This is a genomic window from Staphylococcus sp. GDY8P54P, from assembly GCF_017892645.1.
GTDB lineage: Bacteria > Bacillota > Bacilli > Staphylococcales > Staphylococcaceae > Staphylococcus > Staphylococcus ureilyticus.
In genome coordinates, this window is record NZ_JAESLN010000009.1 from 169,357 (window position 1) to 194,738 (window position 25,382).

The window sequence follows — 25,382 nt, forward strand, 5'->3', positions numbered from 1 at the left end:
TTTAAGGAGTGTAACGCGTGGCAACTAATAATGAAATTGAATTTAAACAGTTATTGTCTGAAGACGATTATCAAGCTATATACAACACCTATTTTTTAAATATCAAACCATTTAGTCAAACTAATTATTACATCGACACATTAAATTTCGATTTAAAATCTCATCAATCAGCTTTGAGAATTCGCGTTAAAGATGATGCATACGAAATGACGTTAAAAGTACCAGCTGAAATTGGTTTGATGGAGTATAATTTCGATACAATCGTTGAACCAAAACTAAACAAGCACATCAAAAGTCAGGATCTGCCCCAAGATATTTTAAACCAACTCCTAAAAATGGACGTAGATATTGATGCATTAATCGTCTTAGGAGACCTAACTACCGAACGTATAGAAAAAGAAATTAACGGAAATCTACTTGTTTTAGATAAAAATTATTACTTGGATTTCCAGGACTTTGAACTTGAATATGAAGTAAATGATTATAATGAAGGATTAGTTCAATTTAAATCGATTCTTAATCAATTTAATATCAATCATGAAATTCCAAACAATAAAGTCCAAAGATTTTTCAATCGCAAACGTAAATTAAACAACAGTTAATTGCGCACAATATTAAGAAGTCGAATTACTTCCAAATGTAAAAATTCATGTTATATTAGTATTATATTAATAGGATATGGTGATACTATGACTCAAACACCTTACGAGGTTATCGGACAAGACGCCTTATTTAAAATGATTGACCATTTTTATGATATGGTTAAACGTGATGATAGAATCAATCATTTGTTTCCTGGAGATTTTGAAGAAACAAGCAGAAAACAAAAACAATTCTTAACACAATTTTTAGGCGGACCTCAACTGTATACAGAAGAACATGGTCATCCTATGTTAAAAAAAAGACACTTGGAATTTGTAATAACAACATACGAACGTGACGCATGGCTTGAAAATATGTATAAAGCTATTCAACAAGCAGATTTTTCTGCAGGCGTCGGGGATTATTTATATGAACGATTACGTTTAACAGCGAATCACATGGTTAATTCCGAAAATTAATTGTAGGTGAAAAAACATGGCTGAAGAATTAAAATTGATAAATGCTAATAGTCGTGAAGATGCAAATCTTTCACCTTTGAGTAAGATTGAAATTTATTCCTTTTTCGATCCATTCAGTAAAGAGTGCTTTAAATTGTCTGCGATACTTTCAAAATTACGACTTGAGTATAAACAATATATAAGTATTAGACATATTTTAAACCCTTCTTTACGTGTATTAACAAAATGCCAAGCACAAAGTACATCAAATTTAGATAATATTGCACTTGCCTATAAGGCCGCCGAACTCCAAGGTCGATTACGGGCGGAGCGTTTTATCCATCTTGTTCAAAATGAGATAATACCAAAACGAGATATTATCACTGAAGAGATGGTCAATAATTGTATAAGTAATGCTGGCCTTGATTATGAAGTCTTTAAAGAAGACTTACATAAAAGTGCTTTAAGGGAAAGCTTACAAGTTGACTTGCATATCGCTCGAGAAATGGAAATTGAAGAAGCACCCTCTCTTGTATTCTTTAATGAAGATATTCATGAAGAAGGTTTAAAAGTCGAAGGCTTGTACCCTTATCACATATATACGTACATCATAAACGAACTGATTGGTTCACCGATTGAAAAAGAACTCCCACCAAGTTTGGAAACTTACATCTATCAACAACAATTAGTAACCAAAGAAGAATTACTGACTATTTATGAATGGCCTGAAAAATTATTGAATAAAGAGCTGAAAAAATTAGCATTACAGCAAAAAATAGAAAAACTTAGCTCACCAGAAGGTAAATTTTGGAAGTCAAAAGTTTGAAATATTAATTTTGTTCATATCTATATCAATATACTGCACCATAAAACGTAGTATATTTTATGGTTAAAAACTTGTGACATACAACATGCTTACTTTCCGAATCAAAAGCTAAAAGCATAAGTCAAAATAAAATGACTTTAAAAGATTTTATATAGGTTAATGATTTATCTAGAAAATGTTTCATAAACTTATAAAAGTTAAATAAACATTTTGAATATACGCTAATATCATAGTAGATAGAATTACAAAATTTCATAAAAGTAAAGAAATGCCAACTTCTATATGAGTATTAAAGAAGTTGGCATTTTTATTTATCATTCCTAGTTATGATCACTCAATCACTTTTTTGTATAATATATACTTGCAATTACTTGCTTAGTAGTTGCTAATTGTTAATCATTATTTTCAATATACATTCATGTTTTATATAAAATTCCAGTCAAAATATATGCTGAAATATCTGAATAGTTATTCAATTTCTTATACATATAAAAGTCTTTAAAAATGAACATAAAAAAAAACGCCGTGTCTGATTACACGGCGCTAAACAAAGGGGATGGGAGAAATTTTTCACTTCAAACAAAGGGGTATGTTTGTTATGTGATTAATTTCATGTATATAATATAACACGGTGTTATATACCTTTCAACCTTTAAAATTAAATAAATCTCCTTTGTCACAAACTTGTCATATTGTAAACGAATACATTCATACTAAGCTTTCATTAACTTTTCAAAAGCGTCTAATTTTTGTTCGAACACTTGGCAAGCTTGTTCAATTGGTTCTGGAGTTGTCATATCTACACCTGCATTTTTTAAGATTTCAATAGGATAATTTGAACTACCTTTTTTCAAGAATTCATTGATATATCGCTCAACAGCAGGTTTACCTTCTGTTAAAATTTGATGACTTAAACTTTGAGCTGCACTGTATCCGGTTGCATATTGATACACATAATAATTCATATAAAAGTGTGGTATTCTAGACCATTCTTTACTAATATTTTCATCTGTTTCAACAGAATCTCCAAAATATTTTCTGTTGAGCGCTGCGTATTCTTCATTCATACGGTTAGCTGTTAATGGTTCTCCTGCTTCTTCTATTTGATGGATTTTATGTTCAAACTCTGCGAACATTGTTTGTCTAAATAGTGTTGCACGGAAACGTTCAAGTTCTTGGTTTAATAGTAATAATCTGCGCTTGTCATCTAAATGTTTATCCATATAATCACTTAATAGTGCTTCATTACAAGTCGATGCAACTTCTGCAACGAAAATAGTGTAATCACTTAAATTAGATGGTTGATTTTGACGACTAAAGTAGCTATGTGCTGAATGACCAAATTCATGTACTAAAGTATACAAATCAGAAACAGTATTTGACCAATTTAGTAAAATAAACGGATTTGTTAAGTGTGCACCTGATGAATAACCTCCAGAACGTTTACCTTTATTTTCAAAGACATCTACCCATCGATGATTTAATCCTTCTTCTACAACTTTCATATATTCTTCACCCATCGGTTGTAATGCTTTCAACATCCAATCTTTAGCCTCTTCGTACGGCATTTCAAATTTAATATCTTTAACAAGTGGTGTGTAAACATCATACATTTTCATGTCATCTAAGCCCAATAGTTCTTTGCGCAATTTAGTATAGCGATGAAGTAAAGGTAAGTATTTATGAACTGTTTTCACTAAATTATCATATACAGCTTCTGGAATGTGATTATTACTTAACGCTGCTTCTCTTGCTGTTTTATAGTTATGTGTTCTAGCGTTAAAAACATTTTTCTTAACTTCTCCAGCGAGCGTCGCACTTAGTGTATTATTATAAGCACCGTATGCTTTATATAAATTTTCATAAGCAGATTGACGTAATACGCGATCATCTGATTCAAGACATTTAATGAATGTTCCTTGTGTTAATGAATGTCGTTGGCCTTCACTATCTATCGCATCTTCAAATTCTAAATCCGCATTACTAAACATACCATACACATTGTCAGGTGTAGACAATGCATCTTGTGCTTCAGTTAGTAATCTTTCTTTATCTGCACTCAATACATGTGGTCTTTTTTCATTAATTAATTTTAAATCAAATTTGTAACGTTCCAAATCATCATTTTCATCAATAAATTTTTGTATCGTTGTTTCATCTATTTGTAGAATTTCTGGCACTAAGAAACTCCATGCTGAGCTGAATTTTATAATTAATTGATGTGCTCTAGATTCATAACCTGTGTATTTATCATTCGCTGTATCTTGATCTTGTTTTAAATGTGCATATACATATACTTTTTCTAACTTAGAACCTAATTCATCTTCTAGTGCTAATGCATTATATAGTGTAGATGAGCTATCAGCTAAGTGACCGACATATTGTTGTTCTTTGCCGATATTATTTTCTACTTCTTTAAATGCATCTTCAAAAGCATTGTCAGATTCAAAAATGGTAGATAAATCCCAAGTATATTCTGGATATTTACGTTCTTGCTCTTCTCTTGTTAATTGTTGTGTCATAATATCTAGTAAACCTCCTATAAAGTCTATTAGTATAATTTTCTCATGTCATGATTATTTTTGCACGCTATAACACCCATGATTATGATAGAATTGTTTGAACTTTTGAACAACGCTATGGCTTATTTGCGTTTTATCTATTTCAACATTATAAAAATGATTTAATTCTATCAGTTGTTTAAATCGTGTCATGTTAAAAGTGTGTGTACGCCACAAATATATAAGTTGTAATTGCCAATACACAGGATGTGACTTAATATAAATTTGTTCTGGGTAAATTATACCTATATATTTATTTACCCATGCATCCGTTAATTTTAAATTATACATCACACTTAAACTTGGTTCTAAAACTGAGTGTGTTTTACGGCAGTTTCTCAAATAAGTGCTTATAGCAATTTTGGATAATTTTAAGGGCTGTGTTGGCGCATGATAAACACGCTCTATTTGAATTTGATTAATTAATTGTGCAAATGTCATACAATGCCTTTTGGCAATAAATTGTTGCCCTCCTAAAAAATTAATCACTTTATAACCAAAAAGAATTTTATGTGTTGTATCCCACGATAATAATAATCTATTATGAATGTTAATAAAATTTCTTTCGTATTTTGATAAATACAAAACACTATTACTTTTATTAAATTTAACTTTTTTTGTTATCCAATACACTTTATACCCAGCATTTTGTAAAGTTTTACTGCGTTTTGAAATACATGCTGTCGTTACTTTTGAAAATTGTATTTCTAATACAATTTCATCATCAATGATTAAATCAGGATATTGGTAACTTTGTGGTACATAAGGTTCGATGTTAACTTTGTGATTTAAGCCTTTTAACTCACGAGCAATATGGTATTTTAAATTAAAATGTTCTTGTGATTCATTTTTATGACAGTATGAACGATTATTACGGATATGCGCAAAATGAGGTGTATTGTATGTTCCTTTTTTTAATATCACTTTGCATTTACAAAATGGGCAACGATAATGCTTATTTTTTATCGCATCTTTTGCCCAAACGGCCTGATTTCGATTATTGTTCGCGTATAACATTTCTTCACCTCATTTAATTACACGTGATAAGCCAACAAATTACTATACTTTATTTAGAAATCACCTTGTTATTACATAAAGAATCTGAGACATAAATCCTAGAAAAATAGCACGCAGATGATTTAATTCAATTTATCTGCGCGCTTCTTTATTATTCAATACTTCGTATTGTTGACTTGCTTTCTTAGAAAACAGCTTCATACTGCAGTCTTCAGCTTATCCTGTTCCTTCAGTACCTCACCAAAATACAACGTATTCATACGTAATTTCACATTAAAATACTTTAAAAACAACGTCTTATATCAACCAAAATGATGTTAACAATTATTCTACATGTAGACACCCAATCTGTATGCTCTAGTCGTACAATAGAAAAAGATCAATAATGGTATCTGAATGATGTAGCTCTCACAGAATCAAATGACTTATTTTAAAACAATACAGAAAAAGGCAATTTCTATATGATTTCAATAGAAATTGCCTTTTTTCATTTGTCCAAGAACCTTATGTCCCAGACTGTCAGTCTCAAATTAATCTACTAATCAAATCATAATCATTGCTGATAATAATTTATATTAGTTTCTTTATCGTAGTTATTCTGTTGTATCAGGAAAATAACGACGTACTTGTGAAGCGACATTATGACTCATAATAATTTTTGCGTAATCGTTTAAATATACTTCTGATTTATCAGTAGGATATGCGAACTCAAGTAATTGACTGTAACTATCGTTAATTGTTTCTTGTCCAACTGTTTCATCAAAGTGAACAGTGTAGTAATATACATTATTAAGACTATATAATAAATCTTCAAACTCATCTGTTCTTTGATTATTATGGTAAGCATAATCAATTACTTCTTCCAAGTCATTAAATCTAACTATAACAGTACGTGTATTTTGCGGCTTACGTTTGTTGCGTTCTTGATCTTGTTGTGTCTCTTTTTGTTGTTGTCGTTGTTCAAATAAATCCTCTAAACTATCATCTTGATCAAATGTTTGTGATAATAAATCATTAACTTGATGATCTAATTGGTCATTGTCTTCATCAGACATATTGATAAGATCTTCGTTTTTAGATTTAGAAATTGTTACTTCAACGCCCTTTTCAAAGGCATGTACTTGAATCCATAAAGGACCTTCAACAACAAAATCTTCTTCTTCATTGATTTCTTCCATCATGTTCCAAAAGAATTCTTCTCCACGTTTGCGATTAGTCCATAAATCTTCTCGTTTAAAACCTCTTGCTTCTATATCACTATATGTTATAAATAGTTTAACGGTAGTATCGTCAACTCGCTCTATTCTCATATCATCTCACTCCTTACAGTCGATGAATAGTAATCATTATTGTATTAGAACGTAGTAAGAATTACAATTAATTTGTTTGATTAATTTTTACTATTTTCTATTTGGTCTCTTATAATAACATATACCCTTATAAAAGGCCAAAAAACAGCACTTTTTATAGAGTGCTGTTTGAATTTAGTCAATAATTATTCACAATCGAATAATCGATTTGTTTGACGTAAGTATACATTTATCTGTTATGGTAAACACAACAAAACCACAAAGCAACATCACAATAACATTACTTTATGGCTTAATCGCTCTATTTATAAATTAATCAACCATACGTTGCGCTTCTTGCAATTGGAACGTACGTACTTTTCTAGGTAAAAAACGTCTGATTTCATCTTCATTATAACCAACTTGTAAACGTTTATCATCTAAGATAATCGGACGTCTTAATAAACCTGGATTATCTTGGATAATTGAATATAAGTCTTGAAGTGGTAAAGCATCAATATCTACATTTAATTTTTGATAAGTTTTAGAACGAGTAGATATGATTTCGTCTGTTCCATCTTCAGTCATTTTTAAAATTTGTTTAATTTCATCAATTGTTAAGTGTTCTGAAAAAATGTTACGCTCCGTATACGGAATGTCATGTTCTTGTAACCATGCTTTCGCTTTACGGCAAGATGTGCAACTTGGTGAAGTAAATAATGTTACCATACATCTCACTCTCCTATTTTTCATGAATATAAATTCATTAGATTTCAATTTTTATATGATTAAGAAATTACTAAGTCATTTTTACCTCTCTTAACCTTACAATTAAAGTATACCCTATCAACATTAAAATTAAATGAGAATTCTCTAATTTTTTTAAAAATTTTCAAATAAGCTTAATTCCCAATCAATTTAGTTAGAAATATTGATATGTATACAGTTTAACATAACTTACAAATGATTGAAATACTGTTATACTATTACTAAAGTAGATAAATTAAATTATTAAAAAGGTAGGCATCAAAAAATGGAAACTTTATTTTCTGGTATCCAACCTAGCGGCATCCCAACGCTTGGTAATTATATTGGTGCGTTGAAGCAATTTGGTGAAGTCCAAGAAGACTATGATTGTTTCTTCTGCATCGTGGATCAACACGCAATTACAATTCCACAAGATCGATTAAAACTACGTAAACAAACAAGACAACTAGCAGCAATTTATTTAGCTTCAGGCATTGATCCAGAAAAATCAACATTATTTATACAATCTGAAGTGCCAGCGCATGTGCAAGCTAGCTGGATGTTAACAACTATTTCATCTATTGGTGAATTAGAACGCATGACACAATTTAAAGATAAAGCAGTAAAACAAACGGAAGGTATACCAGCTGGCTTACTTACATATCCTCCATTAATGGCAGCAGATATCGTTATTTATAACACAAACATCGTTCCTGTTGGAGACGACCAAAAACAACATATTGAATTAACTAGAAATTTAGTAGACCGATTCAATTCACGTTACAACGATGTTCTTGTAAAACCAGAAATACGCATGCCAAAAGTTGGTGGTCGTGTTATGAGTTTACAAGACCCAACGAAAAAAATGAGTAAAAGTGATGATAACCAAAAAAATTATATCTCATTGTTAGATGAACCCAATGTTGGCGCTAAAAAAATAAAAAGCGCAGTAACAGATTCAGATGGTATTATTAAATTTGATCGTGACAATAAGCCTGGCATTTCAAATTTATTATCTATCTATTCAAGTTTAACTGATAAAACAATTGATGAACTCCAAACACAGTATAAAGATTCTAACTATGGTGAATTTAAATCAGATTTAGCTGAAATTGTAAAAGACTTTTTAGTTCAGTTCCAAGAAAAATATGAGTATTATTTCAACTCAGATGAATTAGATACGATTTTAGATAATGGTAGAGAGAAAGCTCAAAAAGCTTCATTTAAAACATTAAAAAAAATGGAAAAAGCAATGGGCTTAGGTCGAAAAAGATAATCTAAAAATCAAAAAAATTGGCATACATCTCATTTTAAAACAGACCAATCCAAATTAAAGGATTAGTCTGTTTTTTTCAACTTTCGATACATATATTAATCTGGTTGTACTCAAATTTCATCATTCCTTCTACAACTATCCGCGTGATTTTAGCAAATTACAATTTTGTTTAGTTGATAAATGCTACATTAACACCGTAATTTTTGAAATATATCAATTAGGTCTTACAATATCAATAATCATTTATTGTCAGTTCTTCTGTTGGAAAGTAATTATTTAACAAGGATCAAAAATGTATGATATCAAAGAATACGTCACTCTCTATATAATGACATAGAAAGTGACGTATTTTCATTATTTCAATAAGTTGTACTCAAATTTCATTTTTCACTTCTTTTATTTCTTTTTACCAGTTTCACGGTCAATTGATTTATCAATGCTTACTTCTTTTAACGAAGTATCACCACCAATTTGGTGATAGAATAAACCTTTGACTTGTGGATTGGTTAAATGTGCTTCCCCTTTTTGATATATAGGTGCTACAGGTGCATCATTGAGTAATAATTCTTCCGCTTCTTTCATCGCTGCATTACGTTCTTCAGGTTTTTTCAATAATTTACCATTCGCATCTTTAACGAGTTGGTCGTATTTTTTATTACCCCAAGCGGTATTATTTGAAGGATTACCTGTTGTCATAATTTCCAAGAATGTTAGAGGGTCTGGATAATCTGGCCCCCAACCTGATAGCGATGCTTCAAATGTTTCAGAATGTTCTTGGTTTACTCTCTGTTTAAACGGTAACTGTTTAACTTTCATCGTTACACCTGGTAAATTCTTCTCTACTTCTGATTTTATATATTCTGCTGATACTTTTGATCCTGGTGTATCTTCAGTATTCATGGTAAACGTCAATTCTTTCACACCTAAATCTTTTTTCGCTTTTTCTAAGTGTTTCTTAGCTGCTTTCGGATTATATGCAAGTGGTGAATCTATAGATTCGGCAAAGTCTTTGCCGTCAGGTGTTTCTGCCGTTAATTTAGCTGTGAACCCATCTGTCGATTCAGATCCATTATTTAAAACTGAATTCACATAGCCTTCTTTATCAATCGCTTGTGAAATTGCAATTCGTAAATCTTTATTTTTAAATTCAGGTACATTATCTTGATTTAACTTCATATAGAACGTACTAGCCAACAAACGTTTTTTCAAACCAGGATTTCCTTGATATTTGTCCACTTGGTCTGCACTGATAGTAGTATCATCTACAGAACCAGTGTCATAAAGTGATGCTCCTGCTTGCTGGTCTTTTAACACTTTATAATTTACACGGTCTAAATGAACTTTTTTCTTGTCCCAATAATCTTCATTTTTAACTAATTGAATTTTATCTTCTACTTTCCAATCTTGAACTTTGAACGGACCATTAAACACTGTTTTATCTGCAGTTGTAGCATATTGTTCACCATGCTTTTTCACAACTTTTTCTTTTTGTGGCAAGTATGTGCCAAATGCGAGCATTTCATTAATATATGGTATTGGCTTATTTAGTTCAATTTTTAATGTGTGGTCATCTAACGCTTTTACACCTAATTTATCAACATCTTTTTTACCCATATTAATGTCTTCAGCATTTTTTAAGTCATACATTATGTAAGCATATTCTGAAGCTGTATCTGGATTGACAACACGTTTCCATGCAAAAACAAAATCTTGTGCAGTAACTGGATCCCCATTAGACCATTTTGCATCCTTACGCAATTTAATTGTCAATGTCTTACCGCCATTACTTTTCTTTGGCATTTCTTTAGCGACACCTGGTTGTGCTTTATCATTCTTATCCAAAGTGTAAAGACCTTCATAGACTTGATTGAATAAATCAAAAGATACCGTGTCGGTCACTAGTGCAGAGTCTAATGAAGAAATATCTTGTGGTATCACTTTTCTAAATACTTGTCCTTTGTCCGAGTAGATACCTTCAGCACTGCTACATCCCGCTGTAATCACCGTTAAAGCTAATAAAACTATAAATAGTTTAATCCTTTTCATATTAATCCCCCTTCCCCTTATACTGATGGTGCTTGCATTTGAGATTTTAATGTTTCTGCTTCTTCATCCGTAGTAAATACAAAATGGCCAGGTTGTATTTCATTTAATGACCGTTGATTATTTTTGGATGTGTCTTCTTTATACACTGTTCTTTTTCGAGAACGTTCACTTTCAGGATCCGGTTGTGGTACTGCTGAAAGCAATGATTTCGTGTAAGGATGTAACGGATGATTGTATATTTCATCTGCAGAACCTAATTCGACAATTTTACCAAAATGCATTACTGCTATTCTGTCTGAAATATATTTCACCATTGAAAGGTCATGGGCAATAAATAAAAACGTAATATTGTGTTCTCTTTGCAACTTTAATAACAAATTAACGACCTGGGCTTGTATTGACACATCTAACGCTGATATTGGCTCATCTGCAATAATAAATTCTGGTTCTACTGCTAATGAACGTGCAATACCGATACGTTGTCTTTGACCGCCTGAGAATTCATGTGGATAACGATTGGCATGTTCTTTGCTAAGACCTACTGTTTCTAATAAATTGTAAACTCTTCTTTTTCGGTCTTTTGTCCCACTAGCTAGCTTATGAATATCTATCCCCTCTGCTACGATATCCATGACTTTTAACCTTGGGTTTAATGAAGCATACGGATCTTGGAAAATCATTTGCATCTTTTTATTAAACTTTAAAGAATCTTTACGGTTTTTTATTTTTTGAATATCGATACCTTCATAAAGTATTTCTCCATCAGTTATATCATTGAGTTTAATAATAGCTTTACCAGTTGTAGATTTTCCACAACCAGATTCACCAACTAATCCAAATGTTTCCCCTTTATAAATATCAAATGAAATATTTTCAACTGCACGCACTTCGTTACGCTTTCCTTCATTAAAATATTGTTTAACATTTTTCACTTGTAAAAGTATGTCTTTATTTTGCATCATCAAACGCCACCCTTTCTACTTGTTGTGGTTTATCGTAATTATTTGGCATCTTACGTAAACGTTTTTGTACCATTTCTGGTGGTTCAACATGAGGTGCACGCTCGTCAAGTAACCAAGATTTCACAAAATGTGTATCAGATATTTTGAACCATGGTGGCGGTGTTTTAAAATCCACATCTAATGCATATTGGCTACGTTCAGCAAATGCATCTCCTTTAGGCGGGTGTAATAAATCTGGTGGTGTACCTGGAATAGCTAATAATTCTGTTTCTGAACCAGTCGTTAAATCAGGCATCGATGATAATAGTCCCCAAGTATACGGGTGTTTAGGGTCATAAAATATTTCATCTACATCCCCTGTTTCAACCATTTGACCACCATACATAACAGCTACTCTGTCTGCTATATTAGCAACAACACCTAAATCATGAGTGATGAAAACGATTGAAGTACTTATTTTACTTTGTAACTCTCTCATCAATTCTAATATTTGAGCTTGCATCGTTACATCAAGTGCAGTAGTTGGCTCATCAGCAATTAATACTTTAGGCTCACATGCAAGTGCTGTCGCAATGACTATTCTCTGTCTTTGTCCCCCTGAAAATTGATGTGGATAGGCATTAAAACGTTTTTCAGCGTTTGGTAAACCGACAAGGTTTAATATTTCCAATGCTCTTTTTTTCGCATTTACTTTATTGTAATTTCTATGTTTCATTAGTGGTTCCATAACCTGCTTACCTATTTTCATTGTAGGATTAAGCGAAGTCATCGGATCTTGAAAAATCATAGAAATATCTTTTCCTCGTAATTTAATTAACTCTTCTTCTGATTTTTGAGCTAAGTCTTCACCCAAGAAATTAATAACACCTTTTTTAATTCTCCCTGTATCACCTTGGAATAATTTCGTAATAGCTTTTGTTGTCACTGATTTCCCAGAACCTGATTCACCAACAATCGCTAGTGTTTCTCCTTTATCTAGAAAGAAATCCACGCCACGTACTGCTTGCACTTCCCCTGCGTCAATATCAAAGGAAACATGCAAATTGTTAACTTCTAATATTCTTTCTGACATAAAATGTTGCCCCCTTTTTATTTACGCATTTTCGGATCAAATGCATCACGTAATCCATCACTAAATAGATAGAAGAATAATATTAATAAACTTAAAATAATAGCCGGAATAAATAATTCATGTGGATGAATCAATAACATTGCGCGACCATCATTTACAAGTGAACCAAGTGATGTTCTTGGTGCTGGCACTCCAATACCAATAAAGCTTAGGAATGCTTCGAAGAAGATTGCATTCGGCACTGTAAACATAGATGTAACAACTATAACTCCTAGTGTGTTAGGTAATATGTGCTTAAATATTAATTTAAGTTTAGATGCACCTAATGTTTTTGAAGCTAATACAAATTCTTGGCCTTTTAATTTTAAGAATTCCCCTCTGACAACACGACTCATTCCAATCCAGCCTGTGATTGCCATCGCTAATATAATCGTCCATATAGATGGTTCAAAGATTAACACGAATAAAATAACAACAATCAATGTTGGTATAGACGCAACAATTTCAATAATACGTTGCATCACATTATCAAGTCGTCCTCCAAAAAATCCTGAAATCGCGCCATAAATGACCCCTATAAAAATATCGAGCAATGCTGCAACAACACCAATAAATAATGATACTTGTGCACCTTGCCAAGTACGTGACCATAAATCTCTACCTAATTGGTCTGTACCAAACCAGAAATTTTCTTTCACTCCAGCTTCTTCATAAGCATCTTTACCTTGAGCACCTTCACCATCGAATGGTAAAAATGAAATTTGATCTAGTACAGGTATTTTAGCTGGTAAGTTACGTCTTTCAACATCTTGTTCAGCATAGTCATGCGCACTAAATAATGGCCCAATTAACGCTAAAATAATGATAATAATTAACCCTATCATACCAACTACCGCTAATTTATTACGCTTTAATTGTGTCCATGCATCCTGCCAAAAGTTTTTACTTTCTCGCTGTATTTCAGGCTCTTTTTCAATATCATTGTTACTTCTAATAAAATCTGATGCTGGGATTGCTTCTGAGGTATGTGACATAACTGCATTTGAATAATCTTGATTTAAATTTTCATTTTTATTATCAGCCATTATTTTTTACCTCCTTGTACACGTATACGTGGATCAATAACACCATATAATATATCTACAAGGAAAATAGAAACTATAAATAGTGTACTGAATAAAATAGTTGTCGCCATAATTACTGGGAAATCGTTCGTGGTAATCGATCTTACGAATTGATCCCCTAACCCTGGCACACCAAAAATATTTTCAATTGTCAAAGTACCTGTTAATATACTCGCCAACATTGGCACAATAATTGTAATTACTGGAATCAAGGCATTTCTTAATGCGTGTCCAAATAATACTCTCATTGTTGAATTACCTTTGGCACGTGCAAGTAAAATATAATCTGAACTTAACACTTCTATCATTTCTGCTCTTATGTATCTTGCTACCGTCGCTAAAACTGCTGCTGATAGTGCTAAAGATGGTAACACTGCTGTTGAAATACCTTCCCAACCTGCTACTGGGAACCATTGCAATCTTACTGAAAATACATATTGTAATAAAACAGCTAAGACGAATGATGGTACCGATACTGCTATAACTGAAATTACTGTAGCTGTATAGTCAGCCCAGGTGTTTTGCCGGACTGCCGCAATGACCCCTAAAATCAGACCGAGTATGACACCAATCACCATCGCTGTTAAACCCATCTCTAAAGATGGTAATAACCTTGGTTTGATTAAATCCCAAACTGGCTGGTTATCATATTGGAATGAGTTACCAAAGTCCCCCGTAACAACATTCTTCAAATAACTCGCATACTGAACTGGTACTGGGTCATTCAAACCATATTTTTCATTTAGAATTTGCTTTTGTTCATCATTTAATTTTTCATCATTAAATGGTGAACCTGGCATAAGTTTCATCAAGAAAAAAGTAATGGTAATGATAATGAATAATGACAAAAACATATAACCCAATCGCTTTAAAATATATTTAAGCATATTGTATCCCCCTTTGAATCGAATTAAACATTCCCTTCACAATATTCAGAATATTTAATAACATTATACGTTTAGTTAAGATTTTAATCAATATTCTATTGCTTTACTTTATTAAAGAAATTAAAAATTAATTAATTTTAAACTTCTAATTAAATACTGTTGTTAACGAATTTATAGTAATTTTTATTCATTTTTTAGTTAACTTAAGTTACAATTAATTTAATTCTTTTTTGGGGGCAACGACATGAAATATTTAAAACATCCCGTATTATTTTTACTTATTACACCTATAATTTCATTTATTTTATGGTTATTTTCAAACCATAATTGGATAAACTTTATTAATATTATATTCTATGTCTCTATCTTCTTAGCAATATTCTCTTTTATCATTTTGATTGTGCAGGAAGGCATTTTAGATCCTACAAGCTTTGGTTTTAGAAGATTAAAATATCAATTGATGAGAAAGAAACATAGAAGCTCGCTTGAAGATGATACGTTTTTTAAGCCTACTAAACCTAAAAAAGATATTTATATTGTTTCATCTTGGGTGAAAATTGCTTTTCTTTGTAATCTCATTTATGTCATTATCTCTATTTTAATATCATTTGCTATATAAAAAGACTGGATTAGTAATTGTATTTAATAACAATAACTAATCCAGCCTTTTTTTCTGTTGATTATCAATATTAGGATTACAAAAAAGTGCATAATAAAGTAGGATAAAGCCCAACAAAACAATGACTGCCACGTAGATAGACATCATCCACGGTAATATAAATGCGCCAATAATAAGTCCTAGACGTGCTAAAATATTTCCGCCGTAAAATGAAACCATTGCAAATGTACTATACGTACTACGTTTATCTTCAGGAATCATCAAGAATCGTTGTGCATTTTGTATAGGTGAATATATTAATTCCCCTAAAGTAGCCAAAATTGAAAATAAGCATAAAATCCAAAACGATGTTGCAGACGTCAATACACTGTATCCTAATGTATACAAGACAATCCCAATCATAAATGCAATTCTAGTCGAAGTCGCTGCGACAATTCTGTTGACAGTAAATGTTAAAGTGGCGACAACTACTGTATTAATAATCATAATGACCGTAAACATTCTGACACCATCTATATAAAAACCTAAAATTGATAATGGTTCAAAAGCATCTTTCAACCTTACCACGACATAAGAATTTAAACTCAATTCAGCCATGATTACCATCATATAGCCCAAATTTAGCATCATATAATATTTATCTTTAACTACATCTCGATAGCTTTCAAAAAAATGTTTAAACTTAGTCGTAACGTCGCTTTTTTTACTAATAACTTGTTTAACATCATAATACTTCTCAAATAAGTACCAACTTACTAACATAGCGACAAAGAAAAGAATAAATAATAAATGTTTATGCCCCAAATATAATAATGCACCTAACGCCATACCGATGGCTGTACCGATATTAAACATCCAATAATTGAGTTGATATACATATGCCCTAACATCTTCATATATAGCATCCATAATAGCCGCTTCAAATATAGGTTCACTTGCAGCAAATAATAATTGAAAAACAAAAATAGCAATACAAAATATAACTAAACCAGTACCGTCCATAGTAACCGTAATACTTAGAATAATTAGGCAAATTGCATATAAAAAGTGAATATAATTCACCGTTTTCTTCCTATTATAATTATCACCTAAATATCCACCTAAAAAAGACACTATAAAACTCACTATAATATTTATAATTAAAAATGTCCCTGCAAAAACTGCGTTCACCTTGCTCGTTAAATAAAGTGCTATAAAAGGCATGATGGCTTGACTTGCTATAATCAAGATAAAATCTGCAATCATTCGTGTTTTCAAAGTTGTTGACAAAGTTAAAAAGCGTTTCATCTTGACTGCCTCCTTTTGAAGTAAATATAAAGCACATTATACACTAGATGCACACTATAAATATACAATATATCAAATTTAATTATGTATTTTACTATTAAAATATATATTATTTAAAAATTAAAACTATCTTCAATCGATATCATCGCTTATTCATATCACTCCGTATCTGTTAAATAATTTCAGCCAAAATAAATAAGGCTGGACAAATGAATTGTCTCAGCCTTTTATCATTACATATGATTTAGTCGTTAAATTTTTTCAAAACAAGGACGGCATTATGGCCACCAAATCCTAAACTATTACTCATAGCGTAAGTAATATCTAAATCTTCAGCTTTATTTGGAACAATGTCTAAATCACACTCTGGGTCTGGAGATTCAGCATGGATGGTTGGCGCGATGCGGCCATCTCTAATAGATAAAGCAGAGAAAATGGCCTCTAAACCACCTGTTGCACCTAATAAGTGACCAGTCATTGATTTTGTAGAGCTAATTTTTAAGTTTTTAGCTGCTTCACCAAATGTATTTTTAATCGCTTGAATTTCAGTCAAATCGCCTACTGGCGTACTCGTACCATGAGCATTTAAATATTGAATATCTTGGGGCTCAATGCCTGCATCATCAATCGCTGCTTGCATCGCACGTGAGCCGCCTTCGCCTTCAGGTGCTGGAGCTGTAATATGATAAGCATCACCTGTTGAACCATAACCAACTACTTCAGCATAAATTTCTGCACCACGTGCTTTGGCTGACTCTAAAGATTCAAGTACAACAATACCTGCGCCTTCTCCCATTACAAAGCCATCGCGGCCTTCTTGGAATGGTCGACAAGCTGTTTCTTTATCTTCATTCGTTGTTAAAGCACGGCTTGCACTAAAGCCTGCGATTGCCATATGTGTAATTGGCGCTTCAGTACCACCAGTAACCATAGCATCGGCATCACCGCGTTGGATAATCTTGAAAGCTTCTCCAATTGAGTTTGTACCTGTAGCACATGCTGTAACCGTAGCACCATTCGGCCCTTTTGCACCTAAATCAATAGATACTTGGCCTGTAGCCATATCAGGAATTAACATCGGAACAAAGAAAGGACTGACACGTCTAGGGCCACGCTCTAGCAATTGGCTATGTGATAATTCAAATGTTTCCATGCCACCGATACCTGAGCCAATCCAAACACCAATTCTATTAGCTGTATCTTCATTAATATCTAGTTTTGCATCCTTAACCGCTTCTCTTGCAGCGACTACTGCATACTGTGTGAATCGATCCATACGACGCGCTTCTTTTTTATCTATATGATCTTCAATATCAAAGTCTTTTAATTCACCAGCTAAATGAACTTTATATGCTGATGTATCTATACGTGTTATTTCATCTATACCACTAACACCATTTAGTGCATTTTTCCATGAAGTTTTTGCATCATTACCGATTGGTGATAAAACACCCATACCAGTAATGACGACACGATGTTCCTTGCTCATATATTATCCTCCTATTTTCCCCATCTTATTGTTACAGCACCCCAAGTAAGACCGCCACCGAATCCTACTAGTACTAAAACATCATCATCTTTAATTTTACCATTTTCTAATTCTTGTGCGATACTTAATGGAATTGAAGCTGCAGAAGTATTACCAAATTTATCCACTGAGACGCTCATTTTTTCTTTAGGTATACCTAATCGTTCTCTTGCAGATTCCATAATTCTAATATTCGCTTGATGTGGCACAAACATATCGATATCGTTTGGTTCTAAATTTGCTTTTGCAACTGCATTATTAGAGGCTTCACCCATGATTCTAACAGCAAATTTAAACACTTCTCGTCCATTCATAAATATCTTACCATTTTCTGGATTTAAATATAAATATTCGCCTCCAGAACCGTCTGATCCAAGTTCATAACTTAAAATACCTCGGCCTTCAGACACTTCGCCGATAACGACTGCACCAGCACCATCACCAAATAAAATAGCGGTTGAACGGTCTGTGTAATCTGTGATTTTAGATAATTTATCTGCACCTACAACTAAAATATTTTTATAATCGCCTGATTGTACGAATTGTTTAGCGTTAATCATTGCATACATGAAACCACTACATGCAGCTAACTGATCCATAGAAGCAACCTTTCCGATGCCAAGTCTGTCTTGTAATATGTTAGCCACAGTTGGAAATGGAAAATCTCCTGTAGATGTTGCAACAATAATCATATCTATGTCCGTTGGTTCAATACCAGCATCATTAATAGCTTTAACACTTGCTTGATAAGCTAAATCAGACGTCTCTTCATCTTCATCAGCCCATCTTCTTTCTTTAATACCTGTCATTTTCGAAATCCATTCATCTGAAGTTTCTAAAAACGATTCAAAATAGGCATTCTCTACTACTTTTTCAGGCGCATATGCGCCGAAACCTTTAATACCCACGTTCATGGTTGTACACCTTCTTAATAATTTTTTAATACCAGGTATTAATTTAACATAATACATAATTCCAATACAAGAACTTCACCTAGTATACTCATTAAAATCACATTTATTATTATAATTTATAGTGAAAATTAGTACAATTAAAATCTACACTTTATAACTTACTACTATACAAATATCACATTCTTATTTATAATAAATGTATATATATTAAATTGGAGGCATTACATAATGAAATACCTCGCAGTGTTATTTTGGTCTATTGTCTTATTACAAATGGTAAATTTCGTGCTTAACAGTCTTTCAGGTGGGGGCGCACTTAATTTGATCACCCCTATTATTGGTGCTATTGTATTTACAATCATTGTCGTATTATTTGACTTGATTATTAAACCTTCAAAGCATGAAACGAAAGAACAACACTAATTATTTATCGCATACACATTTTTAAGAAGCGTTCGAAACGAAAATATCTCGAACGAATTTAAAAAGGCAATCTCTAAGTTATCAATTTAGAGATTGCCTTTTTGCTATAAAAATTTCTAAGATTTTAAATGTACTAACTTTTTAATTAATCCAACATTAATATAATAGTAGCCCATAAATGAATTTCTCCAAATCATTTATGGGCATATTTTAATAGCGATGATGCGCAAACACTATTTTCTATTTATTTCTTCTTATATCATTTCTGGTTTAATTTCTTCAAATGTTAAACCATCATCAGATAAATCTATTTTTATTAACGTACCTTCCGGTAGATTTTCTCTAATCATTTTGCGTGCAAGTGGTGTTTCAATTTGTCTTTGAACAAATCTTTTAAGTGGTCTTGCACCAAATTGTGGTTCATATGCTTCTTCACCTAACCAAGTCTTAGCTTTGTCAGAAACTTCAATTGAAATACGTTGTTCCATCAGTCTAATGTTTAATTGTGTTAAAATTTTATCAACAATTAAACTCATATCATTTACAGATAATGGTTTAAATAATACGATATCATCCATACGATTAATGATTTCAGGTTTGAAGTATTGATTTAAACTATTCATAACTGCTTTTTCTGTTGATTCAGTTATTACACCTGTATCTTTTACATTTTCTAATAAAATTTGTGAACCTATATTACTCGTCATGATAATAATTGTATTTTTAAAGTCTACTTCTCGACCTTGTGAATCAGTTAAACGACCTTCTTCTAATATTTGAAGCAACACATTGAACACATCTGAATGTGCTTTTTCTATTTCGTCTAACAGAATGACTGAATAAGGATTACGTCGTACTGATTCAGTCAGTTGACCGCCTTCTTCATGTCCAACATAACCTGGAGGCGCACCTATTAAACGTGAGACAGAATGTTTTTCCATATATTCACTCATATCAATACGAATCATATGTTTTTCTGAATCAAATAAAGTTGATGCTAAAGATTTCGCTAATTCTGTTTTACCCACACCAGTTGGGCCTAGGAATAAGAAGCTGCCAATGGGTCTGTTAGGATCTTTAATTCCAGCACGTGCTCTGACAACTGCGTCTGCAACCAAATCTACAGCCTTATCTTGTCCCACAACACGTTCATGAAGTATATCAGATAAGTTCAAGAGTTTTTCTCTTTCAGTTTCAACTAATTTTGATACTGGAATGCCTGTCCAAGAACTAACAATATCACCAATTTCTTCATCGGTAACAATTTCACGAATGATGCGGTCATTGTCTTCATTTTGTTCATTTTGGAAAGCATCTTCTAGTTCACGTAATTCTTTTTCTAATTGTGGAATTTTACCGTGCTGTAATTCCGCTGCTTTTTCTAAATTGTAGTTGTTTTCAGCATCTTCTAAAGCTTTTCGATTTTCATCTAATTCTGAACGTTTCTCTTGCAACTTAGCTATTTTTTCTTTTTCTTCTTCAACACGTGATTGAATAGAACTTTGTTTTTCTTTTTCGTTCGCTAGTTCTTCTTGTAGCTCTTGTAAACGCTGTTTACTAGCATTATCAGATTCATTTTTCAATGCCGACTCTTCAATTTCCAGCTGCATAACACGACGATTCACTTGATCTAATTCTGTTGGATTTGAGCCCATTTCAGTACGTATCGTCGCACATGCTTGGTCTACTAAATCTATTGCCTTATCCGGTAAGAATCGATCTGTAATATACCGATCTGATAATTCAGCTGCTGCTACTAATGCTTTATCTTGTATACGAACACCGTGATATACTTCGTAACGTTCTTTCAAACCACGTAAGATAGAAATTGTATCTTCTACATTAGGCTCAGATACATTTACTTTTTGGAAACGACGCTCTAAAGCTGAGTCTTTTTCAATATATTCTCTATATTCATTTAATGTAGTCGCACCAATACAATGTAGTTCACCACGAGCTAACATCGGTTTAAGCATATTACCTGCATCCATAGCCCCTTCAGTTTTACCAGCACCTACAAGCATATGAATTTCATCAATAAACAAAATAATTCTGCCGTCAGAGTCTTTGACTTCTTTAAGTACTGCTTTCAATCTTTCTTCGAATTCTCCTCGATATTTAGCTCCAGCCACAAGTGCACTTAAATCAAGTTCAAAAATTGTTTTATCTAACAATGATTCTGGCACATCTTTACGAACGATACGTTGCGCTAACCCTTCGACGATTGCTGTTTTACCTACACCTGGTTCACCAATCAAAACAGGATTATTTTTAGTTTTTCTACTTAATATACGGATTGAATTACGAATTTCTTCGTCACGACCAATGACAGGGTCCATATTTCCTTGACGTACTTCTTCAACTAAGTCACGACCGTATTTTTCTAAAGCTTCATAATTTGCTTCTGGATTTTGTGATGTCACGTGACTGCCCCCTCTAACTTTTTTAATAATTTCTTCAATAACTTCTTTTTTATTTGCTACAAATTGTTTAGTCGTATCATCTATATCAATAGCAGCTAATACGATGTGTTCCATAGATATATATTCATCTTCATATTTTTTCATATAAGATTCAGCTTTATTTAATAAATTGTTAGCATTTTGGCTTATATATTGGCCATATTGGACATTATCTCCTTGAACGGATGGATATTTTTTAAGCTTTTCTTTATATGATTGATCTAATTTATCAGTGTCTATATGCGCTCTATCAAAAATACTTTTAAATAAACTTTCACTTTCTGTTAATGCCGCTGATAATACAGCTTCAATTTCAATATTTTGATTTTCATTTATTTTAGCCAGTTCAATAGCATTTTGTAATGTACTTTGGACTGCATAGGTCATTTGATTGATATCCAAATTGATTCACCTCACCATTTAATGATTGATCAATAAAGTAAGTTTGACTTTGACTTTCTTTGACCTTATTTATATTATATTACGCTACTCGGCAATAATCAACAATAAAGGGTTGGTTTTTCAATTATTTTTTATAAGTTTTGAACGCTTACTATATCATAACTTTTACCAGATACATATATGTTAAAACATCTAGATAAATAATATAAAGCTATTAAATTCTATAGCAATATTTATATTTTCAACAATAGGACATTCCTCATTACTTTAAAGCTATGTTAGCATTATTGTAAATATACAAGATTGGAGGTTATCTATATGAAAGATGTAATCAAAAAGCCAACGCCGCCGTTTAATAAACAGACAGCTTTAGAAAAAGTTAAATTGGCGGAAGATGCATGGAATACTAAAGATCCTGAAAAAGTATGTCTCGCTTATACACTTGATTCACAATGGAGAAATCGTAATGAGTTTTTTGAAGGCCGAGAAGCAATCAAATCTTTTTTATATAGAAAATGGAATAAAGAACTTCATTACAAATTGATGAAAGAATTATGGTGTTACACCGATAACCGTATTTCAGTTAGATTTGAGTATGAATGGTATGATGCTTCAACAACTCAATGGATGCGTACCCATGGTAATGAACATTGGGAATTTAATAGCCATGGACTCATGACTAGAAGGGATATGAGCGCAAACGATTACCCAATCAAGAAACAAGATAGAAAGTATTAATATCAACTATGCTAATTCATCAATGGTAAATATATGTCATTTAAAGTACATCTTCAAATGACAGTTTTCTTTATAGATGTTCAAAAGCAAAGTAAACGCCAATTTTAACAAAAATTGGCGTTTACTTGTTAGTTAAGCTTCATTGATTTCATATTTCTCTAAGTTTTTAATTTATTTTGCATTGCTAGCTATATGTTTTAAAATTTCATCCGTCAATGCCTCTACACCTTTTGGTTCTAAATGAATACCGTCTGGTGCAAAGTATTCTGTATGATTTTCAGAGCGTTTGTACCAATCAACAAGCGTTACATTCTTGTGTGTGTGTGCAGCATCTGTCATCAATTTATTCACATGGCCTTCATAACTTCTCGGAACTCTCGTATTCACTAAATAAATTTGAGCATTCCCGAATTTATTGATTAACGTATCTAATTGTTCTTTACTAAAATCTCCATTTGTACCAAGCTCTAGTACAATTTTATCTGATTTTTTATTAAACGAATGATAATGTTTTTCTACAAGTGGAGCGACATCGTAAAGATTACGACCAACCTCACCATCAATTTGTGCATTGGGCACCCTTTTTTTAAAATTCTCACCAATATCAACCATCACTGAGTCACCAATGAGCAGTGGTTTAATATTTGTAAAAACTTCTGATTTGGAGGTTTTTTTAGCATTTGATTTACCAAAAAAGTTTACATCATCAATTGGTATAGGCCTCACTATTTGTTTATCAAATTCATTAGTCTTAAACGTAGTTTTTTTATCTGAAACCATATCTTTCCCTAATTTATCAAAGCTACCAGCTAAAACAAATGAACTTGGAATCATAAAAATTAATAAAATAGCTGTTCTCACTAATGGTATTTTTTTGTTTAATTTTATAGAAAGTGCTTTGAAACCTTTTTTTCTAAAAGGCGTTTCAATATAACGATACGATAATTCTGCTAAAATAATTGTCAATATGATATCTAATAAGTACACATAACTCGGTAATTGTCCATCAACATAATATGAATGTACAAAACTAATCACTGGAAAATGCCATAAATATAAGCTATAGGACCTTTTACCTATCATAACAAAAATAGGATTTCCTATGACTTTAGCAAAGTAACCTGATGGATGAACAACACTCATTATGACAAATAATGTCATTACAGATATTAAATAAAAACCACCATTATAAATCCAATCGCTATTATCATTAACTTTATAAAAAAGTAAAAGCAAGATGAAAATACCAAAAACACCAATACCATCTATGATATGCGTTAATGTCTTTTTCGGATGTTTTTTCAACTTAAACGGAGGCCATAAAAACGCTAATATGACGCCTAATAACATAGTTTGAAGTCTTGTATCTGTACCAAAATAAACTCGAGAATGAGACATATGTGGTTGTGAAATGCTTATCATCACTAGTAAAGAAATTAACGAAATAATCCAAAATATCAAAACAACATTACGATATTTTTTAAAAGCTAATAAAAGGAATATAAAAAGAATTGGAAAAACTATGTAAAATTGCTCTTCAATTGCTAAAGACCACAAATGTTTTAATGGCATGAAAGCAAATTGTTCAAAATAATTGACATCTGTAGCGATGTACCACCAATTTGAAAAGTAAAAAATTGCTGCTATTGCATCTTTTTTAATATTAATAATTTCGTCTGGTTTTAATACCAGTGTTACCACAATGACAACAAATACTAAAGTTAATACTGCAGGTATCAATCTTTTAAAACGTCTTATCCAAAAGTTTTTTAAATTAATTATCCCTGTTTCTTCATATTCATTTAACAGTAAACTAGTAATTAAATATCCCGAAATAACAAAAAATGTATCAACACCTAAAAACCCACCGGTTAACCATTGCTTATTTAGATGGTAAATAATAATACCAATCACTGCAATTGCCCTTAAACCATCTAAACCTGGCATGTATCGCGTGCTACGTTTCACACGACAATTTTCAAGATTATTGTTCATTTTCCCACAAACTTTCCTAAAATTACATAAACATCTATTTTATTCACCTAGCCATTGTAATACTAATGTAATACAACTGCAATTATTTTAATGAATTGAGCGATAGAAATAAATAATTTTAAAATAGCCTGACACAAAGTGGGTATATGTTGTTTAAATAAAAAAAC

At 32.0% G+C, this 25,382-nt stretch carries 21 protein-coding genes; 7 read left to right on the forward strand and 14 right to left on the reverse strand.

The genetic code is table 11. The annotated features are described in order from the left end of the window. The first annotated feature begins 17 nt into the window (after positions 1-17). From KA883_RS04550 to yjbH, 3 genes are all read left to right on the forward strand, one after another. Positions 18-602, forward strand: coding sequence for a CYTH domain-containing protein (locus KA883_RS04550; protein ID WP_046208062.1), 585 nt, complete (start codon positions 18-20; stop codon positions 600-602). An 87-nt stretch (positions 603-689) separates the two neighbouring features. Next, a complete protein-coding gene (locus KA883_RS04555; protein ID WP_046208061.1) occupies positions 690-1,061 on the forward strand; it encodes a globin domain-containing protein in 372 nt (123 codons plus the stop codon). A 16-nt stretch (positions 1,062-1,077) separates the two neighbouring features. Then, positions 1,078-1,866 (forward strand): protease adaptor protein YjbH, encoded by a 789-nt coding sequence (yjbH, locus tag KA883_RS04560; protein ID WP_046208060.1) that lies wholly within the window; start codon positions 1,078-1,080, stop codon positions 1,864-1,866. Between the two features lie 713 nt (positions 1,867-2,579). Here yjbH and pepF read toward each other — a convergent pair. The 4 genes from pepF to spxA form a co-directional block, all read right to left on the reverse strand. Then, complete coding sequence (pepF, locus tag KA883_RS04565; RefSeq protein WP_046208059.1) at positions 2,580-4,388, reverse strand: oligoendopeptidase F; 1,809 nt, start codon at positions 4,386-4,388, stop codon at positions 2,580-2,582. A 54-nt stretch (positions 4,389-4,442) separates the two neighbouring features. Further along, positions 4,443-5,444: a competence protein CoiA gene (locus KA883_RS04570; RefSeq protein ID WP_046208058.1), complete on the reverse strand. Its 1,002-nt coding sequence runs from the start codon at positions 5,442-5,444 to the stop codon at positions 4,443-4,445. A gap of 593 nt (positions 5,445-6,037) precedes the next feature. After that, on the reverse strand, positions 6,038-6,754 hold the full coding sequence (gene mecA, locus KA883_RS04575) for an adaptor protein MecA (protein WP_210139881.1): 717 nt from the start codon (positions 6,752-6,754) through the stop codon (positions 6,038-6,040). 312 nt (positions 6,755-7,066) lie between these two features. Beyond that, positions 7,067-7,462 (reverse strand): transcriptional regulator SpxA, encoded by a 396-nt coding sequence (gene spxA, locus KA883_RS04580; protein ID WP_040030144.1) that lies wholly within the window; start codon positions 7,460-7,462, stop codon positions 7,067-7,069. Between the two features lie 304 nt (positions 7,463-7,766). On the opposite strand from spxA, the gene trpS reads away from it, so the two are divergent. After that, on the forward strand, positions 7,767-8,756 hold the full coding sequence (gene trpS / locus KA883_RS04585; RefSeq protein WP_046208056.1) for a tryptophan--tRNA ligase: 990 nt from the start codon (positions 7,767-7,769) through the stop codon (positions 8,754-8,756). A gap of 396 nt (positions 8,757-9,152) precedes the next feature. Here trpS and KA883_RS04590 read toward each other — a convergent pair whose 3' ends face one another. Genes KA883_RS04590 through opp3b form a run of 5 tightly spaced genes read right to left on the reverse strand, consistent with a single transcriptional unit; the run spans position 9,153 to position 14,847 of the window. Next, a complete protein-coding gene (locus KA883_RS04590; protein WP_046208055.1) occupies positions 9,153-10,802 on the reverse strand; it encodes a peptide ABC transporter substrate-binding protein in 1,650 nt (549 codons plus the stop codon). 17 nt (positions 10,803-10,819) lie between these two features. Continuing rightward, on the reverse strand, positions 10,820-11,761 hold the full coding sequence (locus KA883_RS04595) for an ABC transporter ATP-binding protein (protein WP_210139902.1): 942 nt from the start codon (positions 11,759-11,761) through the stop codon (positions 10,820-10,822). Continuing rightward, positions 11,751-12,836: an ABC transporter ATP-binding protein gene (locus KA883_RS04600; RefSeq protein WP_046208053.1), complete on the reverse strand. Its 1,086-nt coding sequence runs from the start codon at positions 12,834-12,836 to the stop codon at positions 11,751-11,753. Before KA883_RS04600 ends, KA883_RS04595 begins: the two co-directional genes overlap by 11 nt. Positions 12,837-12,853: 17 nt before the next feature. Beyond that, positions 12,854-13,921 (reverse strand): oligopeptide ABC transporter permease, encoded by a 1,068-nt coding sequence (gene opp3C / locus KA883_RS04605; protein ID WP_046208052.1) that lies wholly within the window; start codon positions 13,919-13,921, stop codon positions 12,854-12,856. After that, a complete protein-coding gene (gene opp3b, locus KA883_RS04610) occupies positions 13,921-14,847 on the reverse strand; it encodes an oligopeptide ABC transporter permease (protein ID WP_046208051.1) in 927 nt (308 codons plus the stop codon). Before opp3b ends, opp3C begins: the two co-directional genes overlap by 1 nt. Before the next feature lie 244 nt (positions 14,848-15,091). Between opp3b and KA883_RS04615 the strand changes: the two genes are divergently transcribed. Beyond that, a complete protein-coding gene (locus tag KA883_RS04615; protein ID WP_210139882.1) occupies positions 15,092-15,466 on the forward strand; it encodes a DUF3899 domain-containing protein in 375 nt (124 codons plus the stop codon). Between the two features lie 36 nt (positions 15,467-15,502). On the opposite strand, the gene KA883_RS04620 is transcribed toward KA883_RS04615, so the two are convergent. The 3 genes from KA883_RS04620 to KA883_RS04630 all read right to left on the reverse strand — a co-directional run bounded on the left by KA883_RS04620 (position 15,503) and on the right by KA883_RS04630 (position 19,195). Further along, positions 15,503-16,753: an MFS transporter gene (locus tag KA883_RS04620; protein ID WP_046208049.1), complete on the reverse strand. Its 1,251-nt coding sequence runs from the start codon at positions 16,751-16,753 to the stop codon at positions 15,503-15,505. 244 nt (positions 16,754-16,997) lie between these two features. Further along, positions 16,998-18,242 carry a beta-ketoacyl-ACP synthase II gene (fabF, locus tag KA883_RS04625; RefSeq protein WP_073342619.1) on the reverse strand — a complete coding sequence of 415 codons (1,245 nt, stop codon included), beginning with the start codon at positions 18,240-18,242 and terminating at the stop codon, positions 16,998-17,000. 11 nt (positions 18,243-18,253) lie between these two features. After that, complete coding sequence (locus tag KA883_RS04630) at positions 18,254-19,195, reverse strand: beta-ketoacyl-ACP synthase III (protein ID WP_040030149.1); 942 nt, start codon at positions 19,193-19,195, stop codon at positions 18,254-18,256. A 228-nt stretch (positions 19,196-19,423) separates the two neighbouring features. On the opposite strand from KA883_RS04630, the gene KA883_RS04635 reads away from it, so the two are divergent. Continuing rightward, on the forward strand, positions 19,424-19,618 hold the full coding sequence (locus KA883_RS04635; RefSeq protein ID WP_046208047.1) for a YjzD family protein: 195 nt from the start codon (positions 19,424-19,426) through the stop codon (positions 19,616-19,618). Positions 19,619-19,872: 254 nt separating this feature from the next. Here the strand turns inward: KA883_RS04635 and clpB are convergent, their stop codons facing one another. Next, a complete protein-coding gene (gene clpB / locus KA883_RS04640; RefSeq protein ID WP_046208046.1) occupies positions 19,873-22,482 on the reverse strand; it encodes an ATP-dependent chaperone ClpB in 2,610 nt (869 codons plus the stop codon). Positions 22,483-22,800: 318 nt separating this feature from the next. On the opposite strand from clpB, the gene KA883_RS04645 reads away from it, so the two are divergent. Beyond that, positions 22,801-23,220 (forward strand): nuclear transport factor 2 family protein, encoded by a 420-nt coding sequence (locus tag KA883_RS04645; protein WP_046208045.1) that lies wholly within the window; start codon positions 22,801-22,803, stop codon positions 23,218-23,220. A 171-nt stretch (positions 23,221-23,391) separates the two neighbouring features. Here the strand turns inward: KA883_RS04645 and KA883_RS04650 are convergent, their stop codons facing one another. Beyond that, complete coding sequence (locus tag KA883_RS04650) at positions 23,392-25,215, reverse strand: acyltransferase family protein (RefSeq protein WP_046208044.1); 1,824 nt, start codon at positions 25,213-25,215, stop codon at positions 23,392-23,394. Positions 25,216-25,382 lie beyond the last annotated feature (167 nt).